Below are 23,936 nucleotides of genomic sequence, written 5' to 3'. Positions count from 1 at the left end.
TCTACTTGTAGACCGGCTGCTCGACCGGATAGTCGACGACCGGCGGCGCGACATAGGCCTCCTCCGGGCAGCCGCCGAAGGAATAGCGCAAGCCCGCGCGGACCTCGTGCAGGTTGAAGCCCTTGTCGGAGCCGGGGCCGCCATGGGCCTTGTAGCCGAACATGTCGCCGCCGAGCACGCGGCGGTAGCGGTAGCCGACATCCGCCTTCAGGTTGCAGGTGACGTCTACGGCGGCACCGGCCATCACCGCATAGGTGAAGCGCCAGCTGTCCTTGCCCTTGTGCGTCATCGTCGGATCGCAATTGGTCGGATCGGCGTCGCTGCAGCTCGTGTTCTTCAGGTTGCTCCAGCTGATGCGCGTGCCGCCGAGACCGGCACCGACGTAAGGCGTGATGCTGTAATAGGTGCCGAGATCGACATAGGCGTTGGCAAGAACGCTCCAGCCGCTGAAGCTCGCGCGGTCCCTGGAGGTGCAGGCGAACGGGTCGACGCCGCAGGAGCCGGTCGTCGCGCCTCGGAAATCCGATTTGCCGAGATAGTCGACCGTCAGGTCGGCGCGCAGATACCGGTTGGCCTGGTAACCGACACCGCCGCCGATCGTGTAGGAATTGTCGACATCGGCCTTGTCGAAGTCGCGGCGATAGCCGTTCGAGCCCTGGTAGAAATGGGCGCCGCGCAGCTTGTTAAAGGAATAGCCGACATCGCCGCGCAGATACCAGCCGCTGGTCTCGACCACGGCCTCCGGCTGTTCGATGATGGGGGCAGCGGCCTCCACCGGCTGATAGAGGTCGGCGGCGAACGTCGATGCACCGCTCAAGAGGACCGTAACAACGCTCACCAAAACCGTCTTCATGGCATCACTCCATACGTCTCAAGCCGGGCCACCGACAGGGTCGCGCGGCATCTGTCTGGCATGGATAATGAAGCGGAAAGGTTAAGGTGCGATTAACTGTAAAGATTTACCACGTCACCAGATGCAGCGCGGCGGCCGGCTGTATAGGGATGGGCCTTATCTTCCTGTTTATCTCTTCTTCGAACGGATCGGGCGCCGGAAACCCTCGAAGGTCGCCGGCGCCCGGAGCAGGTCTGAGGAAGAGCCTCGTCAGGCGGCGCTGCGATAGCCGCCGATGACGCTGACGAGATCGTTGACGATGCGCTCGACCTGGCCACGGTCGTCGCCTTCCGCCATGACGCGGATCAGGGGTTCGGTGCCGGAGGGGCGGATGAGAATGCGGCCGCTCTTGCGGATCTCGGCCTCCGCATCGGCGATCGCCTGCAGCACGGCGGAATCCTCCAGCGGCTTGCCGGAAGCGATGCGCACATTCTTCAGGATCTGCGGCACGGGATCGAAACGGTGGCAGACCTCGCTCACCGGCTTGCCCTGCCGCTTGACCGCGGCGAGGACCTGAAGCGCGGCAACGAGGCCGTCTCCGGTCGTGCCGAAATCGGAGAGAACGATGTGGCCGGACTGCTCGCCGCCGAGATTGAAATCGCCCTGGCGCATCTTCTCGACGACATAGCGGTCGCCGACCTTGGTGCGATGCAGGGCGAGGCCGCGCGCGCCGAGATAGCGTTCGAGGCCGAGATTGGACATGACGGTGGCGACGATGCCGCCGCCGCGAAGATTGCCTTCGGCGACGAGGCTGTCGGCGATGACCGCCATCAACTGGTCGCCGTCGACGATCGCGCCGGTCTCGTCGACGATGACGACGCGGTCGGCATCGCCGTCGAGTGCGATGCCGATGTCGGCGCGCACCTCGTGCACCTTCTTCGCCAGCGCCTGAGGGTGGGTCGAGCCGCAGTCGAGATTGATGTTCTGGCCGTTCGGCTCGTTGCCGATCGCGACGACGTCGGCGCCGAGCTCCCAGAGCGCCTCGGGCGCCACGCGGTAGGCGGCGCCATTGGCGCAGTCGATGGCGACACGCAGACCCTTGAGGCTCGCATCGCGCGTCAGGGTGCGCTTCGCATGCTCGATATAACGGTCATGCACGCCGTCGATGCGCTTCGCCCGGCCAATATCGCGCGATCCGGCGAGCTGGCCGGAGAGATCCTGCTCGATCAGCTCCTCGATCTGGGCCTCGAGATCGTCGGAGAGCTTGTAGCCGTCGGGCCCGAACAGCTTGATGCCATTGTCCTCGAACGGATTGTGCGAGGCCGAGATCATCACGCCGATATCGGCGCGCAGCGAGCGGGTCAGCATGGCGACGGCGGGCGTCGGGATCGGCCCGAGGACGAAGGCGTCGACGCCGGCCGCGGTGAATCCGGCGACCAGCGCGTTTTCCAGCATGTAGCCCGAGAGCCGTGTGTCCTTGCCGATGACGACGCGGTGACGGTGCCGGCCACGGCGGAAGATCGTGCCGACGGCGATGCCGACGCGCATGGCGAGGTCGGGCGTCATCGGGAAGACGTTGGACTGGCCGCGGATACCGTCGGTGCCGAAATATTTGCGCTTCATCTGAACTCCTGTCTCAAGCGGCCCCGGCCGGTGCCATGAAGGCCGCGCAGCCCCGCGTGGCGTGACATGCGCCATCATCGGGCATCGCGCTTTCGCAAGGCTGTCTCGGCCTCCGGCATACGACCTCGAACCGGCTGCGCACCGTCATGCCACAATACCAAAAGCGGTGGCAGGGAGCCTATCATCAGAAATCATTACATCCCGTTACCGAAATGCGGCGAATGCGCGGTGCCGATTACAGCAGGGCAACAAGAAGGGCCGCCGGGAAATCCTCCCCGGCGGCCCTTCGTGACTTCCAAAGCGTGGCGCTCGACCTTGCGCGTTACTGAGGCTGCGGCTCGTAGCCGCTTCCGGCCTCGCCGCCCTTGTTGCCGAGCGGGCCGTCCTTCTTCGAGCCCGTCGAGGGAACGGCGGAGCCGCGATGCGGCGGGGAATCGTCGCCAAGGTCGCGCGCCGGCTTCTCGCCGCGGATGAGGGCCTTGATCTCCTCGCCGGTCAGCGTCTCGTATTCGAGCAGCCCCTCGGCGATGGCGGTGAAGGCGTCGCGGTTCTCCGTGATGATCCGGGTCGCCTCGACATAGGCCTCGTCGATCAGGCGGCGGACTTCCGTGTCGATCTTCTGCGCCGTCGATTCCGAGACGTTCTTCGACTGCGAGACGGAATGGCCGAGGAAGACTTCCTGCTGGTTCTCGCCATAGGCGACATGGCCGAGCACGTCGGAAAAGCCCCACTGGGTCACCATCGCCCGGGCGAGCTTGGTCGCCTGCTCGATGTCGGAAGAGGCGCCGGAGGTGATGTTCTCCTTGCCGAAGGTCAGTTCCTCGGCGACGCGACCGCCCATCATGATGACGAGGCGGGACACCATCCACTTGTAGCTCATCGAGTAACGGTCGCCTTCCGGCAACTGCATCACCATGCCGAGCGCGCGGCCGCGCGGGATGATCGTCGCCTTGTGCAGCGGATCGGCGGCGGGGACGAAGAGCGCGGTGATGGCGTGGCCGGCCTCGTGATAGGCGGTCAGCTTCTTCTCGGCTTCGGTCATGGCGGACGAGCGGCGCTCGGCGCCCATCATGATCTTGTCCTTGGCGTCCTCGAACTCCTGCATGGTGACGAGGCGCTTGTTGCGCCGCGCCGCCATCAGCGCCGCCTCGTTGACGAGGTTCATCAGGTCGGCGCCGGAAAAGCCGGGCGTGCCGCGCGCCAGCGTCTTCAGGTCGACGTTCGGGGCGAGCGGAACGTTGCGCACATGCACTTTCAGGATGCGCTCGCGCCCGTTGATGTCCGGGTTCGGCACGACGACCTGCCGGTCGAAGCGGCCGGGGCGCAGCAGCGCCGGGTCGAGCACGTCCGGCCGGTTGGTGGCGGCGATCAGGATGATGCCCTCGTTCGCCTCGAAGCCGTCCATCTCGACGAGGAGCTGGTTCAGCGTCTGCTCGCGTTCGTCATTGCCGCCGCCGAGGCCGGCGCCGCGATGGCGGCCGACCGCGTCGATCTCGTCGATGAAGATGATGCAGGGCGCGTTCTTCTTCGCCTGCTCGAACATGTCGCGCACGCGGCTGGCGCCGACGCCGACGAACATCTCGACGAAGTCCGAGCCGGAAATGGTGAAGAACGGCACATTCGCCTCGCCGGCGACCGAGCGGGCGAGCAGCGTCTTGCCGGTTCCCGGAGGACCGACGAGCAGCACGCCGCGCGGGATGCGGCCGCCGAGGCGCTGGAACTTCTGCGGATCGCGCAGGAACTCGACGATCTCCTCAAGGTCCTGCTTGGCCTCGTCGACACCCGCGACGTCGTCGAAGGTGACGCGGCCATGGGCCTCGGTCAGAAGCTTTGCCTTGGACTTGCCGAAGCCCATCGCGCCGCGCGAACCGCCCTGCATCTGGCGCATGAAGAACAGCCAGACGCCCAGGATCAACAGCATCGGCAACAGCGTGCCGATATAGCTCAGGAACCCGGACGATCCGTCGGTCTCCGGACGGACGGTGACGGTGACGTTCTTCCCCTCGAGCCGTTCGGCGAGCGCCGTGTCGACGCCCGGCGCATAGGTCTGGAACGAGGTGCCGGACTCGGTATAGCTGCCGACGACCCGCGAGCCGGTCATCACCACTTCCTTGACACGGCCCGCGTCGACATCCTTCAGGAACTGCGAGAAGGGAATTTCGCGCGAGCTGCTCCGTTCCGTCGGCTGCTGGAACATGCTGAACAGGGCGATCAGCAGCAAGGCTATGATCGCCCAAAGCGCGAAATTTCGAAAATTAGGGTTCATCGAACTCCCCGGAACCTGTCACACCGCAGAAAGCTGAGGCTGGATTATGATGTCACTAACATAGGACCGGCGCCGGCAATTGCCAAGGCGAAGCAGCCCCTCCCGTCGTCTATAGCACATTCTCGCCGCCGAGGGGCGACCGAGGATAGGGCGGCAGGCGGAAAAGCCGGGCGATTTCATCCGCCATCGTCAGGTCGAAACACGGCAGAAAGGTGTCATAGGGCGCGATCACCGGTTCGATCATCGCCGCGGACGGGGTAGCGGGCGCCAATTGTCGCAGGAGCGAGACCGCCTCTCCCGACGCGCAGACCACCTCGGGCGCCGCGACCGCCGCACGGCGGGCGACCCCCTGCGGCACGCCGGACGCGACCAGCCGTCCAGCGAACGGCGCCGGATCGCAAGCCGGGCGCAGGCTTTCACCGCCCGGTGACGCCGGAAGGCGGAAACGCCCGTCCCAGAGCCCCTCCCCGTCCGGTTGCCCGGGCAGGTCGCGCGCCTCGCGATAGAGGTAAAGCGCGTCGCGGCGGCGGTCGAACACCGTCCGTCCCGCGGTGACCCGCCCGGGTTCGCCAGACGACAGAACGGCGAGCAGGCGCGTCATGGTGTCGGACGAGGGCGGATGCCGGCGGCCGCCGAGCACCGCCGACAGCGTGAACACCGCCCGCCGCGCGGCAGGCCCCGCCGCCATCTCCGCCACGAGCGGCGGCGCGACTTCCGCGACCAGGTTTTCGTGGACCCGGACATGCCGGGCGATCCGTTCCGCCGCCTCCGCCGCCATCCCGCGCCGCAGCGCCTGCTGCGTCGCCGTGCCTGCGACAATCCCCTCGTCGACGGCGCGCGCGCGCCAGCGGACCCGCTCATAACCGATGTTCCGGTTCGCGGGATCATCGAACCAGCCGATGCCCTCATGGCGAAGAAAGAAGCGCAGCTCCTCCCGTCGACAGGCGAGGAACGGCCGCAGCAGCCAGAAGCGGCGGTGGAGAAGCACCGCCTCGGCCATGCCGGCGAGGCCGACCGCCTGTCCGGGCATCCGCGCCGCGCGCATGGCGATCGTCTCGGCCTGGTCCTCGCGCGTATGCCCGGTGACGATCGCCACGGCGCCGGCGCTCTTAGCCACATCCGCGAGCAGCCGGTAGCGGGCCTCGCGCGCCGCCGCCTGCAGACCGCTCGCCGGTTTTGCGCCGTCCCAGCGGCGGATCACATGGACGATGCCGAGCGTCCGGCAGAGGCGGCCGACCGCAGCCGCCTCCTCCGCCGATTCCGCCCGCAGGCCATGGTCGACGGTGCAGGCAAGAAGGGAGAAACCAGGCCGCCCGCCGGCCGGGGGGAGAGCCCGGTGGAGCGCCACGAGGGCCGCCGTCGAATCGCTGCCGCCCGAAACGGCGACGACGACCGGACCTTTGCGCTCGAACCGGCCGAACCAGTCACCGGCAAGGCGGACCGGGGCGTCGGCGTTCGGGAAGACGGCCCGGGTCACGCCGGCAGAGGCCACCGGACCGGTCCGCGCCGATGGGACCGGGGCCCGCAGGCCGGCGGCGCCTCAAGGCGGGATCGGTCGGATGGCCTCTGCCTCAGCATGAAAGGCGCTTCTGCTCGCTCGTCGCCTTGGCGCGCACGGCGGAGGAGGCCTGCGGATAGCGCTTGGAGACCTCGCGCAGGGTGGCGCAGGCCGTTTCCCTGTTGTCGAGGGCTGCGAGCGACATGCCGAGCTTCAGCAGCATCTCCGGCGCCTTCGGCGAGGACGCGTGCGCCTGGTGCGCGTTCAGGAAGGTCTTCGCCGCATCGTTGAACTTGCCCTGGGAAAACTGCGCCTCGCCCATCCAGAAACTGGCATCCGCCGCCTTCGGGCCGTTCGGATAGACATCGAGATAGTCGCGGAACTCCTGTTCCGCCTGGCTGTAATCCCCCGCAAGCACATGGGCATAGCCGACCTGGTAGAGATCCTCGGGATTGTCGAGGGAGGCCGTCTGCCGGTCGTTGCGCGGCGTCGGGCTCGCGCCGGTGTCGACGCCGGGCAGCGTGTTGCCGAGGCTTGCCTGCCGTTCCGGCGGCGTCTCAGTAGCGTCGACCGGATTGCCGTTATTGTCGAAGATGATCGAGCCGAGCGTCGCCTCGCCGGAGCCCGGCGGGCCGGAGAGCGGCGCCGTCTCCGCCGTCGCAGCCATGTCGTCGCCCGCGATTTCCGGGGCGGCGGAAGCCGTGTCCCCGGTTGCGGGCGCGGTGGTCACCGCACCGCTCTTCTTCGTCTGCCCGGACTGTCCGTTTTCCAAGTCCTGGAAGCGGAACTCGTTGTCTTCCTGGAACTTGCGGATCTGTTCCTGCATCTGCAGAAGCTGGAAGCTCATCTCCTCGATCCGGCCGTTCAGCGAGCGGATCTGCTCCTCGAGCTGCATCACGCGGGCAGCCTCGCTTCCCTGCACCCGGACGACGGGCAGAGGAGCGGCACCCGCCTCCGCCAGTCCGGAAAGCGGCATGGCCGATACGGGCTGGCCGATCGCGGCGAGGGCGAAAAGCCCGATCATCCCTGCCACGGCAAACTGTTTCATGTCGTGCGTCCTGTTCGATCAATGGAAATCATGCGGACGGGCCGGACGAAAGGATGAAACCCCTTCCGCCCCCCCACGCGGGTCTCGCCATGGCCGGTCCCCGACCGGCACGGCGTCGCCCACCACATTTTTCCATGAGGCGTTAAAAAGCAACCGAGTTCGGCCAAAGTGTGATGAAAAACAAAGAGGGCGGCCGATGGCCGCCCCCAAAAACCTCCGGCCTCGGCCGGGTCTCACATTCCGGCGCCACCGAGGACGGTGACGGCGCGGCGGTTCTGCGACCAGCAGGAGATGTCGTCGCAGACGGCAACGGGGCGTTCCTTGCCGTAGGAGATCGTCTTCATCCGGCCGGCGGGCACGCCTTGCGAGGCGAGGAATTCCTTTGTCGCGGCCGCGCGGCGCGCGCCGAGCGCAAGGTTGTATTCGCGCGTCCCGCGCTCGTCGGCATGGCCTTCGACGCGGATCGCATAGTTCGGATAGCGCTGCAGCCACTGGGCCTGGCGGGTCAGCGTCGCCTGGGCGTCGGCGCGGATCGAGGAGGAGTCGGTGTCGAAGAAGATGCGGTCGCCGACATTGACGGTGAAGTCCTGCGGAGAGCCGGGCGTCGCCGCGCCCGCCCCGCCGAGGCCGAGTTCGGAGGCATTGTTCGGCAGGTTCTTCTTCGACGCGCAGCCGGCCAGCGCCAGCGACATGAACAGGGCGATCACGGCGGGATTGCGTGCAAGGCTCTGCATGCGGCCGGCGGCCGGATTTACGAAACGGCTCATGGGCCGGTCTCCTTGAAAACTCTTCGATCAGGGTTGCCAGACAGTAACGTCAAGCGGTTAACCGGTATTCAACAGCGATGGTTAAAAAAACCCGAACGCCCCGTTAAATCCCGCTAGAACAGCACTTTGCGGCAAGAAAGCGGCGGCCTGCCACATTTGCCGCAAAGCATGCGAGGGGCGCCGGCAGCCCCTATTCGAGAAGCGGCGACCAGGCCGGGTCGGACGCATAACCCTGCGTCTTGATCAACTGTTCGTTGTAGCCGGTGAGGTCGATCGAATAGAGCTGCGGGCCGCCCGCGCCGGCATTCTGCCGGAAGAACATCAGCACGCGGCCGTTCGGCGCCCAGGTCGGCCCCTCATTGTGGAAGCCCGAGGTCAGGATCCGCTCGCCCGAACCGTCCGGCTTCATCACGCCGATCGAGAACTTGCCGCCCGACTGCTTGGTAAAGGCGATCAGATCGCCGCGCGGTGACCAGACCGGCGTCGAATAGGCGCCGTCGCCGAACGAGATGCGGCTCTGGCCGGAGCCGTCGGCGCCCATGACGTAGAGCTGCTGGCGTCCGCCGCGGTCGCTCTCGAAGACGATGCGCGCGCCGTCCGGCGAATAGGAGGGCGAGGTGTCGATCGCCGCCGTGTTGGTCAGCCGCGTCGTCGTGCGCGAACGCAGGTCCATCGTGTAGATGTTGGCGTTGCCGTCCTGCTGCAGGCTCATGATCACCCGTTGGCCGTCCGGCGAGAATCGGGGAGCAAAGGTCATTCCGGGGAAGTTGCCGACGACCTCGCGCTGCCCGGTCTCGAGCTGGAGCAGGTAGACGCGCGGCTCCTCGCCCTCGAAGGACATGTAGGTGATTTCCTGGCGGCTCGGCGAGAAACGCGGCGTCAGCACGATGCTGTTCGAATTGGTGATGGCGCGGGCGTTGAAGCCGTCCTGGTCCATGATGGCGAGCTGGCGCTTGCGCGCGGTCTTCGGCCCGCTCTCGGCGACATAGACGACGCGGGTGTCGAAATAGCCGTCCTCGCCGGTGATCTCCTTGTAGATCGCGTCGGCAATGATGTGGGCGACGCGGCGCCAGTTTTCCGGCTGGGTGAAGAACTGCTGGCCGGTCATCTGCGACTGGCCGGCCGTGTCCCACAGGCGGAATTCGGCGCGCAGCCGCCCGTCGGCCTCCTGCGTCACCCGGCCGGTGACGAGCGCCTGGGCGTTGATCACCCGCCAGTCCTGGAAGCGCGGCGCCGCGTCCGGGTTGGAGATCTTCTCGATGAAGGCCGCCCGGTCGATCGGCGCGAACAGGCCGGACCGGCGCAGGTCGGCGGCGACCACGTCCGAAATCTTCCTGCCGAGATCGCCCTGGAGGAAATCGGTCACGGCGATCGGCAGCGGCTCGATGTTGCCCTTGGTGATGTCGATCTCGACGCGCGCCGAGGCCGGGCCGGCCGCGAGCGGCAGGATGCCGGCCAGCACGATCAGGACGCGGAGAAGAATGCGGTTAAACATGATCTATCAGCCTTTCAGCCTTCATTGGGTCAGTACATGGAACTCGGGTCGAAATTGATGACCACTTCGTTCCAGGAGTCATACTTGTCGGCCGGCAGTCCCTTGAAGGGCGCCGATTTCAGCACCGCCCGGCGCGCGCCGCCGGCAAGCGCCCGGCGCGCGCTTTCCGAGCCGCCGGTCGCCTCGACCTTCGGCGTGCCGACGATCTCGCCGGACGGATCGAGCTGGATCGTCACGGTGATGCGCACGTCCTGCGCGTCCGCCATGCCGGGGATGATCGACCAGTTCTGCTGGATCTGGCCGCGCAACGCATCCATCTCGCTCTGGCTGAGCCGGTTGCCGCCCGTCGATTTCTTCGTGCCGAGCGAGGCCGTCTCCGTCGAGCGCTTGGCGCCGCCGCCGGAGGCATCCTGCTTGTTGAGCAGCGTGGCGATCTCGTCGGCGTTGAAGTCGCTCTCCTTCGACGAGGAGGCGGACTTGCGCGCCGTCTGCGATTCGGCGTTGCGCCGGTCCGGCGTCTTCGCCGTCTGCGACTGGGCGGCGGCCTTCGGCTTGGCGACCGGCACCGGCCCGGTGTTCGGCAGCGCCGCACTCTCGGACGGCGTTTCCGGCTGCGCCTCGGTCGTGGGCTTGGCCGGTGCCGTTTCGGGCTGCGGCTCCGGCTTCGCCTGTTCGACCGGCTCGGGCGCCGGCTCCGGCTTTGCTTCCGGCTGCGCCTCGGGAACGGGCTCGGGCTTCACCTCGGGTTTTGCTTCGGGCTTCGCCTCGACCACGGGTTCCGGCTTGACCTCGGGGCGGGCGATCGGCGTCACGTCGACCTTCGGCTCCGGCAGGGCGGCGACCTCGGTCGCGGGCTCGGCCGCGGGCTCCGGCGTCACTTCCTTGACCTCTTCCGGCACCGGGTCCGGCGTCGGCGGCCGCTGCACGGTCTTTTCCGGCGCCGCCGCGGTTTCCTGCTCCACGGGCTTTGCTTGCGGCCTAGGCGGCGTCTTCAGGTCGATCTCGTTCTCGCCGGCGTTCTGCGCATTCTCCAGCGTCTGCGGCTTCTCGGACGGTGTCGGCGACGATCGCTCCGCCTTCGGCGCGTCCTTGACGCCCTGCTGCGTCTGGGTGATCGATTCGACCGGAACGATGTCGACCGGCAGCGCCTCGACATCCGCCACCTCGAACTTTTCCGGGCTGCCGATCGACACCAGCGCGAAGGCGATCGCGGCGGCGTGCAGGACAGCGGATGTGGCGAGACTGCCTTTCATCGTCGATCCGGTCAGTTGTCCGTTTCCTGGAGCGTCACCAGGCCGATGTTCTTGTATCCGGCCGCGGAAATCCGGGCCATGACCTTCATCACCGTGCCGTAGTCGGCATTGGTGTCGCCGCGCACGTAGATGCGCTCCTCATAGCCCGTCGTGGCGATCGCCTGCAGCTTCGGCACGATCTCGTCGAGCGCGATCTCCGTCTCCTGGATGTAGATGCCGCCGCTCGGATTGACCGAGACGGTGATCGGCTGCGTCTCGGAATTCATTGCCTTGGCCTGGGTTTCCGGCAGGTCGATCGGCACGCCGACCGTCATCATCGGCGCCGCGACCATGAAGATGATCAGGAGCACCAGCATGACGTCGACGAAGGGCGTGACGTTGATCTCGCTCATCACCCCGCCGCGCCTGCCGCCGCCGCGCCGGCGCCGTCCGCCGCTGCCGCCCTTTGCTCCGCCTGCTGACATGCCCATGGTCGATCTCCGTCGTTACGTGCGCGCGCGGCTCACTGCGCCGCCTGGCGCGACTGCAGCTTCTCGTCGATCTGGCGCGACAGGATGGCGGAAAATTCGTCGGCGAAGCCTTCCATCCGGGCGGAGAGCTTGCCGGCATCGGCGGAGAACTTGTTGTAGGCGATGACGGCGGGAATGGCCGCGAGCAGGCCGATCGCGGTGGCGAGCAGCGCCTCGGCGATGCCCGGCGCGACGACGGCGAGGTTGGTCGATTTCGAGCCGGCGATCGCCTGGAACGAGGTCATGATGCCGACGACAGTGCCGAACAGGCCGACGAAGGGTCCGGCCGAACCGATCGTCGCCAGAGAACCGAGCCGGGCCTCGAGCGATTCCGCCTCGCGCGACAGGGTCACGTCCATCGCCCGGTCGATGCGCATCTGCAGGCCGATCGGCGAGCGGGCGCCGCGCTCGAAGGATTTCTTCCACTCGCGCATCGCCGCGACGAAAATGGCACCCATGCCCGACGGCGAGCGGTCCGACAGCGTCCTGTAGAGCTCCTCGAGCGACTGGCCGGACCAGAACACCTGCTCGAAGGCGTCGAACTGGCGGCGCGCACGGCCGAAGGCCAGCGTCTTGTCGACCACGATCGCCCAGGTCCAGACCGAGGCGGCCATGAGGCCGATCATCACGATCTTGACGACGAGGCCCGCCTCCATGAAGAGCGACCAGAGCGTCACGTCGCTCGTCACGGCGGCCAATGCATCCTGTTCCATCGATGAAGTCCCCGAATCCCAATGCCCGGTAGGAGCCGTGCAGGCTCGTGACCGGGGTGCCAAGACGTCCAGTGCGCAAGAGTGCCGGCTGTCATGCTGACCGGGCGAAACCCCGGAAATTCAATGCTATGCCAGGCCTTCTTGCCGTAAAATTTGGTTAAAGGATGACGTGCGCCGCACAAAATCCCGTCGACCGGATTAAGACATCATTGTGGTTAACAGAATATTAGCGACCGCGGCAAAAAGGCCACGCAAGGCGTGGCGCTGTTCCGCCCGGAACAGCGAAGGTGGGGAGGCCGGCGCAGGATTGCGACAGGGCGCGGCACACCATCCGCGTCGAAGGGAGGCCGCGACCATGCGCAGAACGCTTTTTTTCCTGATCCTTGCGGCAACAGCGAATGCCGCAGCCGCCGCCATGCCCCCGCCCGGGGCCGGCGGCGCGCGCTCCGCCGCGCTCGACGGATCGGCCGCGGACGAGGCGCATGAGCTCTTCGACGAGCCCTTCTGCATCGTCGAAGAGGTGAGCACCCGCGACCGGCAGGGGGCCCGGCGCCTCACGGCGGTCGAGATCTGCGTGTGAGGTCAGGCTTCCCGCCCGAGGAAGCGCTGCGCCAGGATCTCCGGCAGCCGGCGCGGCCGTCCCCTGGCGTTGATCACGGCGATGACAACCTTCGCGGCGATCAGCACCGTCTCTCCCCTGCGGATCTCCTGCGCCAGCACCATCTTGGCGCCGCCGGCCTTTTCCGTCCGGGTCAGCACCGTGACGATGTCGTCCATGCGGGCCGGCGCCCTGAAATCGATTTCCATCCGGTGGACGGCGAAGAGCAGCCCCTCCGCATCCGCCTCCATGAACATCGAATGCTGCTCGACGCCGAGCAGGCGCAGATAGTCGGTGCGGGCGCGCTCCATGAAATGCAGGTAGCGGGCATGGTAGACCATGCCGGAGAAATCCGTGTCCTCGTAATAGACCCGCTGGTCGAGCCGGTGACCGTCCGGCGTCAGCGCACCGGCGAGATGGGCAAGGGAATCGGACATCGCTTCGGCACCTCCGTCGTCTTTGCCGCGCATGTGCCGGAGAGACGGCGCTTTTGCAAGCATTGCAGGCCTGTCACACAAGCGGCGTAAGCACGGCTCCGTTCGCATATTTGACGGAGACGACGCGCATGAAGATCGCGATACTGGGCGGCGACGGGTTCTGCGGCTGGCCGACCGCGCTGCACCTGTCTGCGGCAGGCCACGAGATCCACATCCTCGACAACCTGTCGCGCCGCTGGATCGACACGGAGCTCGGCGTCCAGTCGCTGACGCCGATGGATTCGATCCAGGAGCGCACCCGCGTCTGGCATGCCGAGACCGGCCGGCGCATCCATTTCCACCTGATCGACCTTGCCCGCGACTACGAGCGGCTGAAATCCTGGCTCGCCGGAGAGCGGCCGGACGCGATCGTCCACTTCGCCGAGCAGCGGGCCGCCCCCTATTCGATGAAGAGCGACCGCCACAAGAACTACACCGTCGACAACAATGTCAACGCGACGCACAACCTCCTGAACGCGCTCGTCGAGATCGGCCTCGACGCCCATCTCGTCCATCTCGGCACGATGGGCGTCTACGGCTATTCGACGGTCGGCGCCGCGATCCCCGAGGGCTATCTGCCGGTGACGATCGAGACGGCCGACGGGGGCGCGGCGACGCAGGAGATCCTCTACCCCTCCAATCCCGGCTCGATCTACCACATGACCAAGTGCCTCGATCAGCTTCTCTTCCAGTTCTATGCTAGGAACGACGGTGTGCGCATCACCGACCTGCACCAGGGCATCGTCTGGGGCACGCATACGCCGGAAACGCGGCGCCACCCGCAGCTCGTCAACCGCTTCGACTATGACGGCGACTACGGCACGGTGCTCAACCGCTTCCTGATCCAGGCCGCGATCGGCTACCCGCTGACGGTGCACGGCACCGGCGGGCAGACGCGCGCCTTCATCCATATCCGCGACAGCGTCCGCTGCATCGAGATCGCGCTCGAAAACCCGCCGGATCGCGGCGGACGGGTCGCGATCTTCAACCAGATGACCGAGACGCACCGGGTGCGCGACCTTGCCGGGATCGTCGCGTCGATCACCGGTGCCCGCATCGCCCACCTGCCCAATCCGCGCAAGGAGATGGCCGAGAACGACCTCGTCGTGAAGAACGGGAAATTCCTCGGCCTCGGCCTCGACCCGACGCTGCTGCGCGACGGTCTCCTGTCGGAAATCGTCGATGTGGCGAAAAAATTCGCCTACCGCGTCGACCGCACACGCGTTCCGGCCGTCTCCGCCTGGACGCGCGACATCGCTCCGCTGCTCGACCACGATCCCGAAGGCCTGAGGCTGCGGTCCGTCTCGTGACCGGTTCCGCTCCCTCGCCGGGGCCGGCCGGCCGACATGCCTTCGTCACCCTCGTCACCAATGCCGACTATGCGCTCGGCGCCACGGCGCTTTGCCGCTCGATCCGCGCGACCGGCAGCAGCGCCGACATCGTCGTGCTGCACACGGGCGGCGTCGGGCGCTTCGCGCTTGAGCCGCTCGGCGATCTCGGCTGCCGGCTGATCGAGACGGCGCACCTGCCGCTTTCCGACGCCTTCAACGCCCGCCACGCGCGCCGCACCGTCCATGCCGTCGCGCCCTTCTCCAAGGGCCGCAAGCCGGACTTCCACACGCCTCTCGACAATTTCTGCAAGCTGCGCCTGTGGCAGCTCACCGACTACGAGCGCTGCATCTTCATCGACGCCGACGCGCTGGTGCTGAAGCCCGTCGACCGCTTCTTCGATTATCCGGAATTTTCCGCCGCGCCGAATGTGTATCAAAGCCTTGCGGATTTTCACCGGCTGAACTCCGGCGTCTTCGTCGCGGCGCCGTCGCTTTCGACCTTCGAGGCGATGCTCGACCGGCTCGATGCGCCGGGCGCCTTCTGGCCGCGCACGGACCAGGCCTTCCTGCAGGCCTTCTTCCCGGACTGGCATGGCCTGCCGGTGACGATGAACATGCTGCAATATGTCTGGTTCAACCTGCCGGACCTCTGGGACTGGCAGGCGATCCATATCCTTCACTACCAGTACGAAAAACCCTGGGAGAAGGACCATCCCCGGGCGAAGGCGCTAAAACCCCTGATCGATCTGTGGCATGATGTGCTTCACGGGAGGCCGATCGCCGATCCCGCGTCGCCCCCCAACCCGGAGAAGGGATGACCCGCGTTCTCGTTACCGGCGGCACCGGCTTCGTCGGCCGCTTCATCGTCGAGGATCTGCTGGCGAACGGCTATGCCGTGACCGTCGCCTGCCGGACGCCGCCCGCCAGCGGCCTGTTCTCGAAGCCGGTCGCCTTCCTGCCGATGACGCTCGACGCGGACAGCGACCCGATCGATCTTTTTTCCAGCGCCTACTATCTCGTCCACGCGGCCCTTGACCATCTGCCGGGGCGCTACCGTGGCGGCGAAGGCGACGATCCCGCCGGCTTTCACGCGCGCAACCTCGACGGCACGGCGCGGCTGTTCGAGGCGGCGAAGGATGCGGGCGTCCGGCGCTGTGTCTTCCTGTCGAGCCGCGCCGTCTATGGCCCACAGTCCGGAGACGATGCGCTGGCCGAGACGATGCCCTGTCGCCCCGACACGGATTACGGCAGGGTGAAGCTGCAGGGTGAGCGCCTCCTGCAGGCGCTGTGCGGCCATGGCTTCGTCACGGCGAGCCTGCGCGTGACCGGCGTCTACGGGGCGGCGCGCCCCGGGCAGCCGCACAAATGGCAGGAACTGTTCGACACCTATCGCGCCGGACGGGATGTACCCGTCCGCATCGGCACCGAGGTGCACGGGCGCGACGTCGCCGCCGCCGTGCGGCTGATGCTCGCCGCCGATCCGATGCGCGTCAGCGGCGAAAGCTTCAATGTCGCCGACGTCGTCGCCGACACACGGGAGATCCTCGCGCCTGTGAAAGAGGAAACCGGCTGTCCCCATCCCTTGCCGGAGGCGGCCAGGCGCGCCGGCGCACGGCCCGTGGACACCGCCAAGCTCAGGGCGCTCGGCTGGCAGCCCGGCGGCCGGTCGCTGTTCGATGCCACCCTGCGGGATCTGGTGCGGGCGCTCCGTGCGGCGCCTGCACCGGCGTGACTATCACCCATCCCTGACGATCAGCGCCTTCCATCTTTCCGACAACAGTGTGTCGGCATGGCCGGCGCGGAGAAGCCAGTCGATATGACCGGCGACAGGATCGTCGTTGTCGGAGGATCTTCGCCCGCCTGTCCGTTGGATGCCGGGCAAAAAAGGACTCTCCGGCGAACACTGCTCTACGGGAAAGGCTCCTTCTCTCTATTTCCACGCAGTGTCCGGACCTCAAATCCTGTCCGGAGTGGGCTGGAAATGCCACGACCGGTCCTGCGCCCGATGGTGTTGTCGGACAATCACCACCGGTTGTTGATGTCGCCGGCGCGCCGTCTCGACCTCAGCTCCGCCGCGAGGGACGGCTACGCTCAGGGCGAGCCCGTTTTCGATCGCCTGGCGGCGTCGGCGTGCGGCGGACACCCGCCCGTCGGCATGCTCACCGGCTTTTCTTCACCTCCGAGCGGCTTTTCAGCACCCGGTCGCCATCCTCCTGCCGGATCAGGAAAGCCGGCTCCTCCGTGTCGGCCTTGCGCTTGATCCGCTTGCCCTTGATGGTGCGTGTCACGTCGTCGGTGAACGTCTCGGCCACGGTGCCCTCCGCGCTGGATTTGCCCCAGCGCCAGGTGACGGCATCGCCGGTCTTGATCTTCTGCATGGCACTCTCCCTTTCCGTGCGGCGGAAACACCCCGTCGCGCCGAAGGTTCCGGCGGGCGAGGATCGGCGTCAGAATTTGAGGTCGAGGTCGCCGTCGTGCCAGACGACGTGGCGTGGCGTCTCGGGAAGGGATTCGATCTGCTCGGCGATGAAATAGGGCGGGATGTCGAGCGCCCGCAGCGACGCGACCGTCGCCCGCGCCCATTTGAATTCGAGGGCGTTGCGGCCGTCTTCGATCCGGTGAACCACCTCCGTCTCGTGGAAGGGGAACTGCTCCGGGATCTCCATCCGGTAGTAGAAGCCGATCTCGTGATAGTCTCGCCCCTCGTAGCGGAAGAAGTTCTCGACGCTCCAGAGCAGCGGGCCGACGGTGACCTCGCAACCGATCTCCTCGCGCATCTCCCGGCGCAGCGTTTCGGCGGAGGTCTCGCCGATCTCCGCCCGGCCGCCCGGAAATGTCCAGAACGGCTCATGCGTCGCCCGGTGCACCAGGACGTGGCCGTCGCGGAAGCCGAGGCCGGCGATGCGGAAATTGAACCGCGCCGGCCTGGCGTCGATCCGGATCATCCGCCGCCTTGCCATCACTCGTCCTCTTCGAGGCCGAGGCGGAACTGCGTCGCCTCGACATCCCGCGGCGCGGCGAGGCCGAGATGCTTCCACGCGTTCGCCGTCAGCACCCGGCCGCGCGGCGTGCGCTGAATGAAGCCCTGCTGGATCATATAGGGTTCGATGATGTCCTCGATCGCGTCGCGCGGCTCGGAGAGGCCGGCCGCGATCGTCTCAATGCCGACCGGGCCGCCGCCGAAATTGAGCGCGATCATGGTCAGATACCGGTTGTCGAGCTGGTCGAGACCCTTGCTGTCGACGAGCAGCCGGTTCAGTGCCTCGTCGGCGATCGCCCGCGTCACCGCTTCCGCCCGCGCCACCTCGGCGAAATCGCGGACCCGGCGCAGCAGCCGGCCGGCGATGCGCGGCGTGCCGCGCGAACGCCTTGCGATCTCGACGGCGCCCTCGTCGGTCATGCCGAGGCCCATCAGCCGCGCGCCGCGCCGGACGATCAGTTCCAGTTCCTCCACCGTGTAGAAATTCAGCCGCACGGGAATGCCGAACCGGTCGCGCAGCGGCGTCGTCAGCAGGCCGAGCCGGGTGGTGGCGGCGATCAGGGTGAAGCGCGACAGGTCGATCTTGACCGAGCGTGCCGCTGGCCCCTCGCCGATGATGAGATCGAGCTGGAAATCCTCCATCGCCGGATAGAGGATTTCCTCCACCGCCGGATTGAGCCGGTGGATCTCGTCAATAAAGAGCACGTCGCGCTCTTCGAGATTGGTGAGCAGCGCGGCAAGGTCGCCGGCCTTGGCGATGACCGGGCCGGAGGTCGAGCGGAAATTGACGCCGAGTTCCTTGGCCATGATCTGGGCCAGCGTCGTCTTGCCGAGGCCGGGCGGACCGACGAAGAGCACATGGTCGAGCGCCTCGCCGCGGTTCTTCGCCGCCTCGATGAAGACTTTCAGGTTGGCGCGCGCCTCCGCCTGGCCCGTGAACTCGTCGAGCGACTGCGGCCGCAGCGCGGCATCGACATCCTCGCCGCGCTTTTCGGCGGAGACGAGGCGGGTGGGTGTGTTCATGTCAGGAGTTCCATTCCGGGGACGGAGCGCGCCGCCTTCTCGTCGAGGGTCAAGGTCCTCGCGCACCCCGAAACCCGATTCAGTTCCGCGATCAACGCATCCGCCATATCAGCGCCCGAGGTTCGCACGCATTCGATCGCATTGCCGACACTCTCAAAATCGTCGATTTCCACATCACGCCGCTCCAGAAGCCCTTGGAGAAGATGCATCATCTCGACGTTGCGATAGCCGTAGCGGCTGCGAAGCGTCCAGACCATCTCGACCAGAAGGACGACATTGATGACGATCACGTCGTCGTCGGCGAGCGTTCCGAGAAATTGCCGGACGATGGCATGCTGGCCCTCGTCATCCCCGACAAACAGCCGGACGAGAATGTTCGTATCAATCCCTATCCGCGTCACGCTCGTGTTCCATGGACCGCATGACATGTTCGGAAGCGCCGTCACGCGCAGCCTTCGTCAACGCATCAACCGTCGCGCCCGCGCCCTGCGGCGGCGGACCGAGAATGCCGGCCATATCCGCGAGGCGCTTGTTCCGGGGGACCACGATCATCTGGCCCTCGCGCACCCAGACATAGCACCTGTCGCCCGCCTTGATACCGAGCTGGTCACGAACGACCTTCGGCACCGTCATCTGCCCTTTTGATGTGATTGTCGCCTGCTGTCTGCCGACATTCATGGAATGCACTCCTTACTTCCGGACATTAGTAAGGCGTATCGCGAGAGGCAATGCTTCATCGTGACAGCTCCTTCAGCCCCAGCCGGATCAGCCTGGCGCTGTCGGCCCCTTCCCCGCCGCTCTTCAACGCGGCGGCGACGGCGTTGGCGGCCTGATCGCGGGAATAGCCGAGATTGGTGAGGGCCGAGACGGCGTCCGAGACGGGCGCGGGAACCGCGCCGGCGCCGAGCTCCTGCTTGAAGCCGATGGTCGCCGACGCCTCGCCGGCAAAGGCGGGGACCTTGTTCTTCAATTCGGTGAGGATGCGGATCGCCACCTTCGGGCCGACGCCGGGCGCGCGGGAAATCGCCGTCTTGTCCTGCAGCGCGATCGCATTGGCGATCTCGCCCGGCGACAAAGTGGAGAGGATGGCGAGCGCCACCTTGGAGCCGACGCCTTGCACGCTCTGCAACAGGCGGAACCATTCCCGTTCCAGCGCCGACAGGAAGCCGAACAGGCGAAGCTGGTCCTCGCGCACATAGGTCTCGATGAAGAGCAGCGCCGCCTCGCCCGGCGATCCGAGCCGCGACAGCGTGCGCGACGAGCAGTAGGCGACGTAGCCGACCCCTTGCACGTCGATCACGGCATGGTCCTCGCCGATCTCGTCGATCACGCCCTTCAACTTACCGATCATCGTCGAAACCCCCGATGAGAAGACATGTCAGCCCACGGCTTGGCGCAGCCGGCGGGCACCGCGATGATGCGCATGGCAGATGGCGATCGCCAGCGCATCCGCCGCGTCGTTGCCCTTGAATTCCGATTTCGGCATCAGGATCTTCAGCATCATGTGGATCTGCTGTTTCTCGCCGTGACCGACGCCGATGACCGCCTTCTTCACCGCGTTCGGCGCATATTCGGAAACCTGCAGACCGGCGCGGGCCGGCACCAGCATGGCAATGCCGCGCGCCTGCCCGAGCTTCAGCGTCGCCACCGCATCCTTGTTCACGAACGTCTGCTCGACCGCCGCCTCGTCCGGCTTCAGCTCATGAATGATATCCGCCAGTCCATCATGAAGCTGGCATAGGCGCGAGGCGAGATCCATCTCGCCGTCCGACATCACGGTGCCGGAGGCGACGAAGCGCAGCGAATTGCCGAGCGTGTCGATGACGCCCCAGCCGGTGCGGCGGAGCCCGGGGTCGATGCCGATAATGCGAATCGTGCCTTGCATGCGCGGATCCTAGTGTCCTTTGCCGCAACCTGCCACCGGAATGTGAACAAAACAAAAACATCCGCAACGGAGCCTGCTTGCATTTCCCTTGCGGATTTCTTGGAATCCGGTCTGGATGTTCCTACATGCGGGGCTCCGGTTGCGACGAAAAGGTGAATGCCATGATCCCGTTCTCGATCCTCGACCTCTCGCCGATCACGCAAGGGTCGACGCCGGCGGACGCCTTCGCCCATTCGCGACGGCTGGCGCAGGAGGCCGAACGGGAGGGCTACAGGCGCTTCTGGCTCGCCGAGCATCACGGGATGAAGGGCATCGCCAGTGCCGCCACCGCCGTCGTCATCGCCCATGTCGCTGCCGGCACCAGGACGATCCGGGTCGGTTCGGGCGGAATCATGCTGCCGAACCATTCGCCGCTCGTCATCGCCGAACAGTTCGGCACGCTGGCGGCGCTCTATCCCGACCGCATCGATCTCGGGCTCGGCCGCGCGCCCGGCACCGACATGCGCACGGCCCAGGCGCTGCGGCGCAACATGGAGGCGAGCGCCAACAATTTCCCGAACGACGTGATCGAGCTGCAGACGCTGCTCGGCCCGGCGCAAGGCGACCACGGCCTGATCGCCATTCCGGGCCAGGACAGCAACGTGCCTATCTGGTTGCTCGGCTCGAGCCATTACAGCGCCCATCTCGCCGGCATGCTCGGCCTTCCTTTCGCCTTCGCCTCCCATTTCGCGCCGGACATGCTGCTCTCGGCGCTGGAGATCTACCGCGAGCGGTTCCAGCCGTCCGCACATCTCGACAAGCCGCATGCGATGGTCGGCATCATGGGCGTCGCGGCCGACACGGACGACGAGGCCGCCTATCTCTTTACCTCGATGCAGCAGTCCTTCGCGGCGCTGCGCCGCAACGCGCGCGGGCAGTTTCCGCCCCCCGTCGCCTCGATGGACGGATTGTGGTCGGCGGACGAGCGGATCTTCGTCGATCATGCGATGACCTATGCCGTGGTCGGCGGGCCGGAGACGATCCGGCGGAAGCTCGAGGCCTTCCTGGCATTGACGGCGGCGGACGAGCTGATCGTGTCGATGCCGATCTTCGACATGGGCGCAAGGCTGCGCTCGGTCCGCCTCTTCGCCGAGGCGCGGCGCGCCCTTGCGGGCGGCGGGCAGGCTGCCTCCTCCGCCGCCTGAGCGGCGGAGGCAAAACCACGGTCAGGCCGAGAGGCGGGCCATGACCTCGTCGGAGACCTCGAAATTGGCGTAGACGTTCTGCACGTCGTCATCGTCCTCGAGCGAGTCGATGAGCTTCATCAGCGACTGTGCCTTCTCCTCGTCGACCGGGACGTTGTTCTGCGGCCGCCAGATCGCCTTCACCGTTTCCGGCTCGCCGAGCGAGGCTTCGAGCGCCTTCGAGACGTCGCCCAGATCCTCGAAGCCGCAATAGACGGTGTGCCCCTCCTCGCTGGACAGCACGTCCTCCGCGCCGGCCTCGATCGCGGCCTCCATCACCGCATCGGCATCGCCGACCCCCGGCTTGAAGGTGATCTCGCCGACGCGGTCGAAGGAGAAGGAGACGGAACCGGTCTCGCCGAGCGCGCCGCCGGCCTTGGTGAAGATCGAACGCACGCTGGAGGCAGTCCGGTTGCGGTTGTCGGTCAGCGCCTCGACGATGACGGCGACGCCGCCGGGACCGTAGCCTTCGTAGCGGATCTCGTCATAGTTCTCGCCGTCGGCACCCGATCCCTTCTTGATCGCCCGCTCGATATTGTCCTTCGGCATGGACTGGGCCTTGGCGTTCTGCACCGCGAGGCGCAGGCGCGCATTCATGTTCGGGTCGGGCAGGCCGGCCTTGGCGGCGACGGTGATTTCGCGGGCGAGCTTGGAAAACATCTTGGAGCGGATGCCGTCCTGCTTGCCCTTCCGGTGCATGATGTTCTTGAACTGTGAATGCCCTGCCATGGCGCCCTGCCCCTTGATGACCGTCTGTTCTGGAAGTGGGCGCGTTATAGGTTCATCGGCGCTTTTCGTCCAGATGGGCGGCGGCTTTTCAACTTGCGCCGATACGGCGCCGGCTGAGGAAGAAGCCGTGGCCATCGGCGCGCGAGCAGGTGAGCCCCGTGCGTTCCGACAGGCAGGAGAAGGGGCCGGCACGCCAGACCTCGCCATAACCGAGGACCGGTCCGGCGGCGCAGCAGCCCTGGTCGCCGGGTGCCTCGTCCATCCGGCCGCGCCCGGTGCTGGACAGGATCGCCCGGACATAGACCGGCTCGATCCGGTCGCAGGCAAGCTCGGGCCCGCCATCGGCGGGGCGATAGACATCCGTGCCGCCGGCGGGCGTATAGACGCAGCCGATATTGCCCGACGGCAGGACGAACTGCTGCTGCGGCTCGACCGCGATCACGGGCGCCGGCAAAGGCTCGACGCGGCGGGTGCCGCCATCGGCGGTCGGCTCGCGCGGCGGCGGCGCCGGGCCTTCGGCAAGCGCGGCACCGGCAAGGAACAGGAGGGCGAAGCACAGGGCGAGGCAGGACCGCATGCGGGGTTTCCCGAGCGCTGGAGCGCGTCCACCGGCTGCGGCCGGCAGCATCGCGCGAGGGGATGGTGGTTCAGACGCCCTGGAGGATATGGATCAGCGGCTTTCTTGGCAAGGATCGCAGCGACACGGTGACGCTCGGTCCCGTGGCATAGCTCCTGTCGAAGCTGTCGTCGAACATCGACAGGAAGGCGGTGATCGGCGGGCCGCGGCGATGCATCGGCAGGATGAGGGAGGAGCGCAGCCGCGTCACCACCCGGCTCATGCTTTCCGCGCCCATCGTCAGGCCGCCGTCGACCGGCACCATCAGCACGTCCAGCCGGCCGATCTCGGCGTAATGACCTTCGTCGAGTTCGTGATGCAGGTGGCCGAGATGGCCGATGCAGAGGCCGGCGATCTCGAAGATGAAGATCGAGTTGCCGTCCGGTTCCATCACGCCGCCGCCAGAGCGGATGTCGGTCGTGACGTTGCGGACATAGGCGTCGCCGACGACGAGGCCGTGCCGCGCCGGCCCGCCGCCGTCGCCCCAGCCGTGCAGCACATGGGCGATGCCCGGCTCGGGGTTCAGCGTGTAATGGGTCGAATGCGCCTTGTTCATGGTCGCGACGGTCGGGGTCGCGGCCGGCCTGTACCAGCCATTGTAATCCGTGACGATCGAGACGCCGCCGGCGGTCTCGATGTTGAAGGTGGAATGGCCGAGATAGGTGATGCGCACCGCCTCCGCCCTTGCCTGGGCGGGCAGGACGTCGCTTGCGGAAAACGACGCGTATACGACGTCCGGCAGGGTCCTCGCGATGGCCTGGCACTGGCTGACCGCCGGCCGGTCCTGCGCGGCGGCATCGGGAGGCACTGACGCCAGACCGGAAAAGGCGGATATCAGGAAGGAGAAAGCCAGGCCCCATTGCCGCATCATGCCGCGCTCCAAGGATCATCTCCACGATGGCGAAAGGATCGGACAAGGCGGCGTCAAGGTCCAGCCGCCGCGGCCCTGAAAACGCTCACATTCGCGTCATCGGCACGGCGGCGGCGAGCGCAGGGCACGCTTTGACAACGAGGTTCCGGGGATGCGAAAACGAAGAAAGCCGGCTGCCTCCACAGCCGGCTTTCCTCTCC

The 23,936-nt window shown here is 66.7% G+C and carries 26 protein-coding genes; 5 read left to right on the top strand and 21 right to left on the bottom strand.

Translation table 11 applies throughout. The annotated features are described in order from the left end of the window. Window position 1: 1 nt before the first annotated feature. The 10 genes from ACEVQ6_RS20360 to tolQ all read right to left on the bottom strand — a co-directional run bounded on the left by ACEVQ6_RS20360 (window position 2) and on the right by tolQ (window position 12,004). Complete coding sequence (locus tag ACEVQ6_RS20360) at window positions 2–853, bottom strand: outer membrane protein (protein ID WP_374890881.1); 852 nt, start codon at window positions 851–853, stop codon at window positions 2–4. Window positions 854–1,102: 249 nt separating this feature from the next. Then, entirely contained in the window at window positions 1,103–2,455 is a 1,353-nt protein-coding gene (gene glmM, locus ACEVQ6_RS20355; RefSeq protein ID WP_374890880.1) for a phosphoglucosamine mutase, read from the bottom strand. A 322-nt stretch (window positions 2,456–2,777) separates the two neighbouring features. Then, window positions 2,778–4,721, bottom strand: a complete 1,944-nt coding sequence (gene ftsH, locus ACEVQ6_RS20350; RefSeq protein WP_374890879.1) for an ATP-dependent zinc metalloprotease FtsH — start codon at window positions 4,719–4,721, stop codon at window positions 2,778–2,780. Window positions 4,722–4,830: 109 nt separating this feature from the next. Continuing rightward, window positions 4,831–6,213: a tRNA lysidine(34) synthetase TilS gene (tilS, locus tag ACEVQ6_RS20345; protein ID WP_374890878.1), complete on the bottom strand. Its 1,383-nt coding sequence runs from the start codon at window positions 6,211–6,213 to the stop codon at window positions 4,831–4,833. Between the two features lie 79 nt (window positions 6,214–6,292). Then, window positions 6,293–7,267, bottom strand: a complete 975-nt coding sequence (gene ybgF / locus ACEVQ6_RS20340) for a tol-pal system protein YbgF (RefSeq protein ID WP_374890877.1) — start codon at window positions 7,265–7,267, stop codon at window positions 6,293–6,295. A 233-nt stretch (window positions 7,268–7,500) separates the two neighbouring features. Then, the gene (gene pal, locus ACEVQ6_RS20335; RefSeq protein WP_374890876.1) at window positions 7,501–8,034 is read right to left on the bottom strand and encodes a peptidoglycan-associated lipoprotein Pal; all 534 of its coding nucleotides are present in this window, start codon (window positions 8,032–8,034) and stop codon (window positions 7,501–7,503) included. 190 nt (window positions 8,035–8,224) lie between these two features. Continuing rightward, the gene (gene tolB, locus ACEVQ6_RS20330) at window positions 8,225–9,529 is read right to left on the bottom strand and encodes a Tol-Pal system beta propeller repeat protein TolB (protein ID WP_374890875.1); all 1,305 of its coding nucleotides are present in this window, start codon (window positions 9,527–9,529) and stop codon (window positions 8,225–8,227) included. A gap of 29 nt (window positions 9,530–9,558) precedes the next feature. Next, the gene (locus ACEVQ6_RS20325) at window positions 9,559–10,782 is read right to left on the bottom strand and encodes a hypothetical protein (RefSeq protein WP_374890874.1); all 1,224 of its coding nucleotides are present in this window, start codon (window positions 10,780–10,782) and stop codon (window positions 9,559–9,561) included. A gap of 11 nt (window positions 10,783–10,793) precedes the next feature. Further along, window positions 10,794–11,252, bottom strand: a complete 459-nt coding sequence (gene tolR, locus ACEVQ6_RS20320) for a protein TolR (RefSeq protein WP_374890873.1) — start codon at window positions 11,250–11,252, stop codon at window positions 10,794–10,796. 32 nt (window positions 11,253–11,284) lie between these two features. After that, the gene (tolQ, locus tag ACEVQ6_RS20315; protein WP_374890872.1) at window positions 11,285–12,004 is read right to left on the bottom strand and encodes a protein TolQ; all 720 of its coding nucleotides are present in this window, start codon (window positions 12,002–12,004) and stop codon (window positions 11,285–11,287) included. Window positions 12,005–12,359: 355 nt separating this feature from the next. Here tolQ and ACEVQ6_RS20310 point away from each other — a divergent pair, with 355 nt between their 5' ends. After that, a complete protein-coding gene (locus ACEVQ6_RS20310) occupies window positions 12,360–12,584 on the top strand; it encodes a hypothetical protein (protein WP_374890871.1) in 225 nt (74 codons plus the stop codon). A 2-nt stretch (window positions 12,585–12,586) separates the two neighbouring features. On the opposite strand, the gene ybgC is transcribed toward ACEVQ6_RS20310, so the two are convergent. Further along, on the bottom strand, window positions 12,587–13,039 hold the full coding sequence (ybgC, locus tag ACEVQ6_RS20305; RefSeq protein ID WP_374890870.1) for a tol-pal system-associated acyl-CoA thioesterase: 453 nt from the start codon (window positions 13,037–13,039) through the stop codon (window positions 12,587–12,589). A gap of 128 nt (window positions 13,040–13,167) precedes the next feature. Here ybgC and ACEVQ6_RS20300 point away from each other — a divergent pair, with 128 nt between their 5' ends. Genes ACEVQ6_RS20300 through ACEVQ6_RS20290 form a run of 3 tightly spaced genes read left to right on the top strand, consistent with a single transcriptional unit; the run spans window position 13,168 to window position 16,141 of the window. Next, on the top strand, window positions 13,168–14,388 hold the full coding sequence (locus ACEVQ6_RS20300) for an NAD-dependent epimerase/dehydratase family protein (RefSeq protein ID WP_374890869.1): 1,221 nt from the start codon (window positions 13,168–13,170) through the stop codon (window positions 14,386–14,388). Continuing rightward, window positions 14,385–15,227 (top strand): glycosyltransferase, encoded by an 843-nt coding sequence (locus ACEVQ6_RS20295; RefSeq protein ID WP_374890868.1) that lies wholly within the window; start codon window positions 14,385–14,387, stop codon window positions 15,225–15,227. Before ACEVQ6_RS20300 ends, ACEVQ6_RS20295 begins: the two co-directional genes overlap by 4 nt. Then, window positions 15,224–16,141 (top strand): NAD-dependent epimerase/dehydratase family protein, encoded by a 918-nt coding sequence (locus ACEVQ6_RS20290; protein WP_374890867.1) that lies wholly within the window; start codon window positions 15,224–15,226, stop codon window positions 16,139–16,141. Before ACEVQ6_RS20295 ends, ACEVQ6_RS20290 begins: the two co-directional genes overlap by 4 nt. A gap of 427 nt (window positions 16,142–16,568) precedes the next feature. On the opposite strand, the gene ACEVQ6_RS20285 is transcribed toward ACEVQ6_RS20290, so the two are convergent. The 7 genes from ACEVQ6_RS20285 to ruvC form a co-directional block, all read right to left on the bottom strand. Further along, window positions 16,569–16,787, bottom strand: coding sequence for a hypervirulence associated TUDOR domain-containing protein (locus ACEVQ6_RS20285; protein WP_374890866.1), 219 nt, complete (start codon window positions 16,785–16,787; stop codon window positions 16,569–16,571). Window positions 16,788–16,856: 69 nt separating this feature from the next. Further along, window positions 16,857–17,369 (bottom strand): NUDIX hydrolase, encoded by a 513-nt coding sequence (locus tag ACEVQ6_RS20280; protein ID WP_374890865.1) that lies wholly within the window; start codon window positions 17,367–17,369, stop codon window positions 16,857–16,859. Then, the gene (gene ruvB, locus ACEVQ6_RS20275) at window positions 17,369–18,412 is read right to left on the bottom strand and encodes a Holliday junction branch migration DNA helicase RuvB (RefSeq protein WP_374890864.1); all 1,044 of its coding nucleotides are present in this window, start codon (window positions 18,410–18,412) and stop codon (window positions 17,369–17,371) included. The genes ACEVQ6_RS20280 and ruvB overlap by 1 nt, the downstream gene beginning before the upstream one ends. Then, entirely contained in the window at window positions 18,409–18,813 is a 405-nt protein-coding gene (locus ACEVQ6_RS20270; RefSeq protein ID WP_374890863.1) for a PIN domain-containing protein, read from the bottom strand. The genes ruvB and ACEVQ6_RS20270 overlap by 4 nt, the downstream gene beginning before the upstream one ends. Beyond that, window positions 18,794–19,090 (bottom strand): AbrB/MazE/SpoVT family DNA-binding domain-containing protein, encoded by a 297-nt coding sequence (locus tag ACEVQ6_RS20265; protein WP_374890862.1) that lies wholly within the window; start codon window positions 19,088–19,090, stop codon window positions 18,794–18,796. Before ACEVQ6_RS20265 ends, ACEVQ6_RS20270 begins: the two co-directional genes overlap by 20 nt. 55 nt (window positions 19,091–19,145) lie before the next feature. Continuing rightward, window positions 19,146–19,763: a Holliday junction branch migration protein RuvA gene (gene ruvA, locus ACEVQ6_RS20260; RefSeq protein WP_374890861.1), complete on the bottom strand. Its 618-nt coding sequence runs from the start codon at window positions 19,761–19,763 to the stop codon at window positions 19,146–19,148. 27 nt (window positions 19,764–19,790) lie between these two features. Further along, on the bottom strand, window positions 19,791–20,297 hold the full coding sequence (ruvC, locus tag ACEVQ6_RS20255; protein WP_374890860.1) for a crossover junction endodeoxyribonuclease RuvC: 507 nt from the start codon (window positions 20,295–20,297) through the stop codon (window positions 19,791–19,793). 161 nt (window positions 20,298–20,458) lie between these two features. Between ruvC and ACEVQ6_RS20250 the strand changes: the two genes are divergently transcribed. After that, entirely contained in the window at window positions 20,459–21,481 is a 1,023-nt protein-coding gene (locus ACEVQ6_RS20250; RefSeq protein ID WP_374890859.1) for an LLM class flavin-dependent oxidoreductase, read from the top strand. A gap of 21 nt (window positions 21,482–21,502) precedes the next feature. Here the strand turns inward: ACEVQ6_RS20250 and ACEVQ6_RS20245 are convergent, their stop codons facing one another. The 3 genes from ACEVQ6_RS20245 to ACEVQ6_RS20235 all read right to left on the bottom strand — a co-directional run bounded on the left by ACEVQ6_RS20245 (window position 21,503) and on the right by ACEVQ6_RS20235 (window position 23,736). Then, on the bottom strand, window positions 21,503–22,249 hold the full coding sequence (locus tag ACEVQ6_RS20245) for a YebC/PmpR family DNA-binding transcriptional regulator (protein ID WP_374890858.1): 747 nt from the start codon (window positions 22,247–22,249) through the stop codon (window positions 21,503–21,505). Between the two features lie 88 nt (window positions 22,250–22,337). Continuing rightward, on the bottom strand, window positions 22,338–22,826 hold the full coding sequence (locus ACEVQ6_RS20240) for a DUF6636 domain-containing protein (protein ID WP_374890857.1): 489 nt from the start codon (window positions 22,824–22,826) through the stop codon (window positions 22,338–22,340). A 70-nt stretch (window positions 22,827–22,896) separates the two neighbouring features. Next, on the bottom strand, window positions 22,897–23,736 hold the full coding sequence (locus ACEVQ6_RS20235; RefSeq protein ID WP_374890856.1) for an MBL fold metallo-hydrolase: 840 nt from the start codon (window positions 23,734–23,736) through the stop codon (window positions 22,897–22,899). Window positions 23,737–23,936 lie beyond the last annotated feature (200 nt).

The sequence above is a fragment of the Ensifer soli genome (assembly GCF_041928815.1).
Lineage (GTDB): Bacteria > Pseudomonadota > Alphaproteobacteria > Rhizobiales > Rhizobiaceae > JBHFEI01.
The sequence above is the reverse complement of the archived record's forward strand: the minus strand, read 5'-3'. Positions and strand labels throughout refer to the sequence as shown.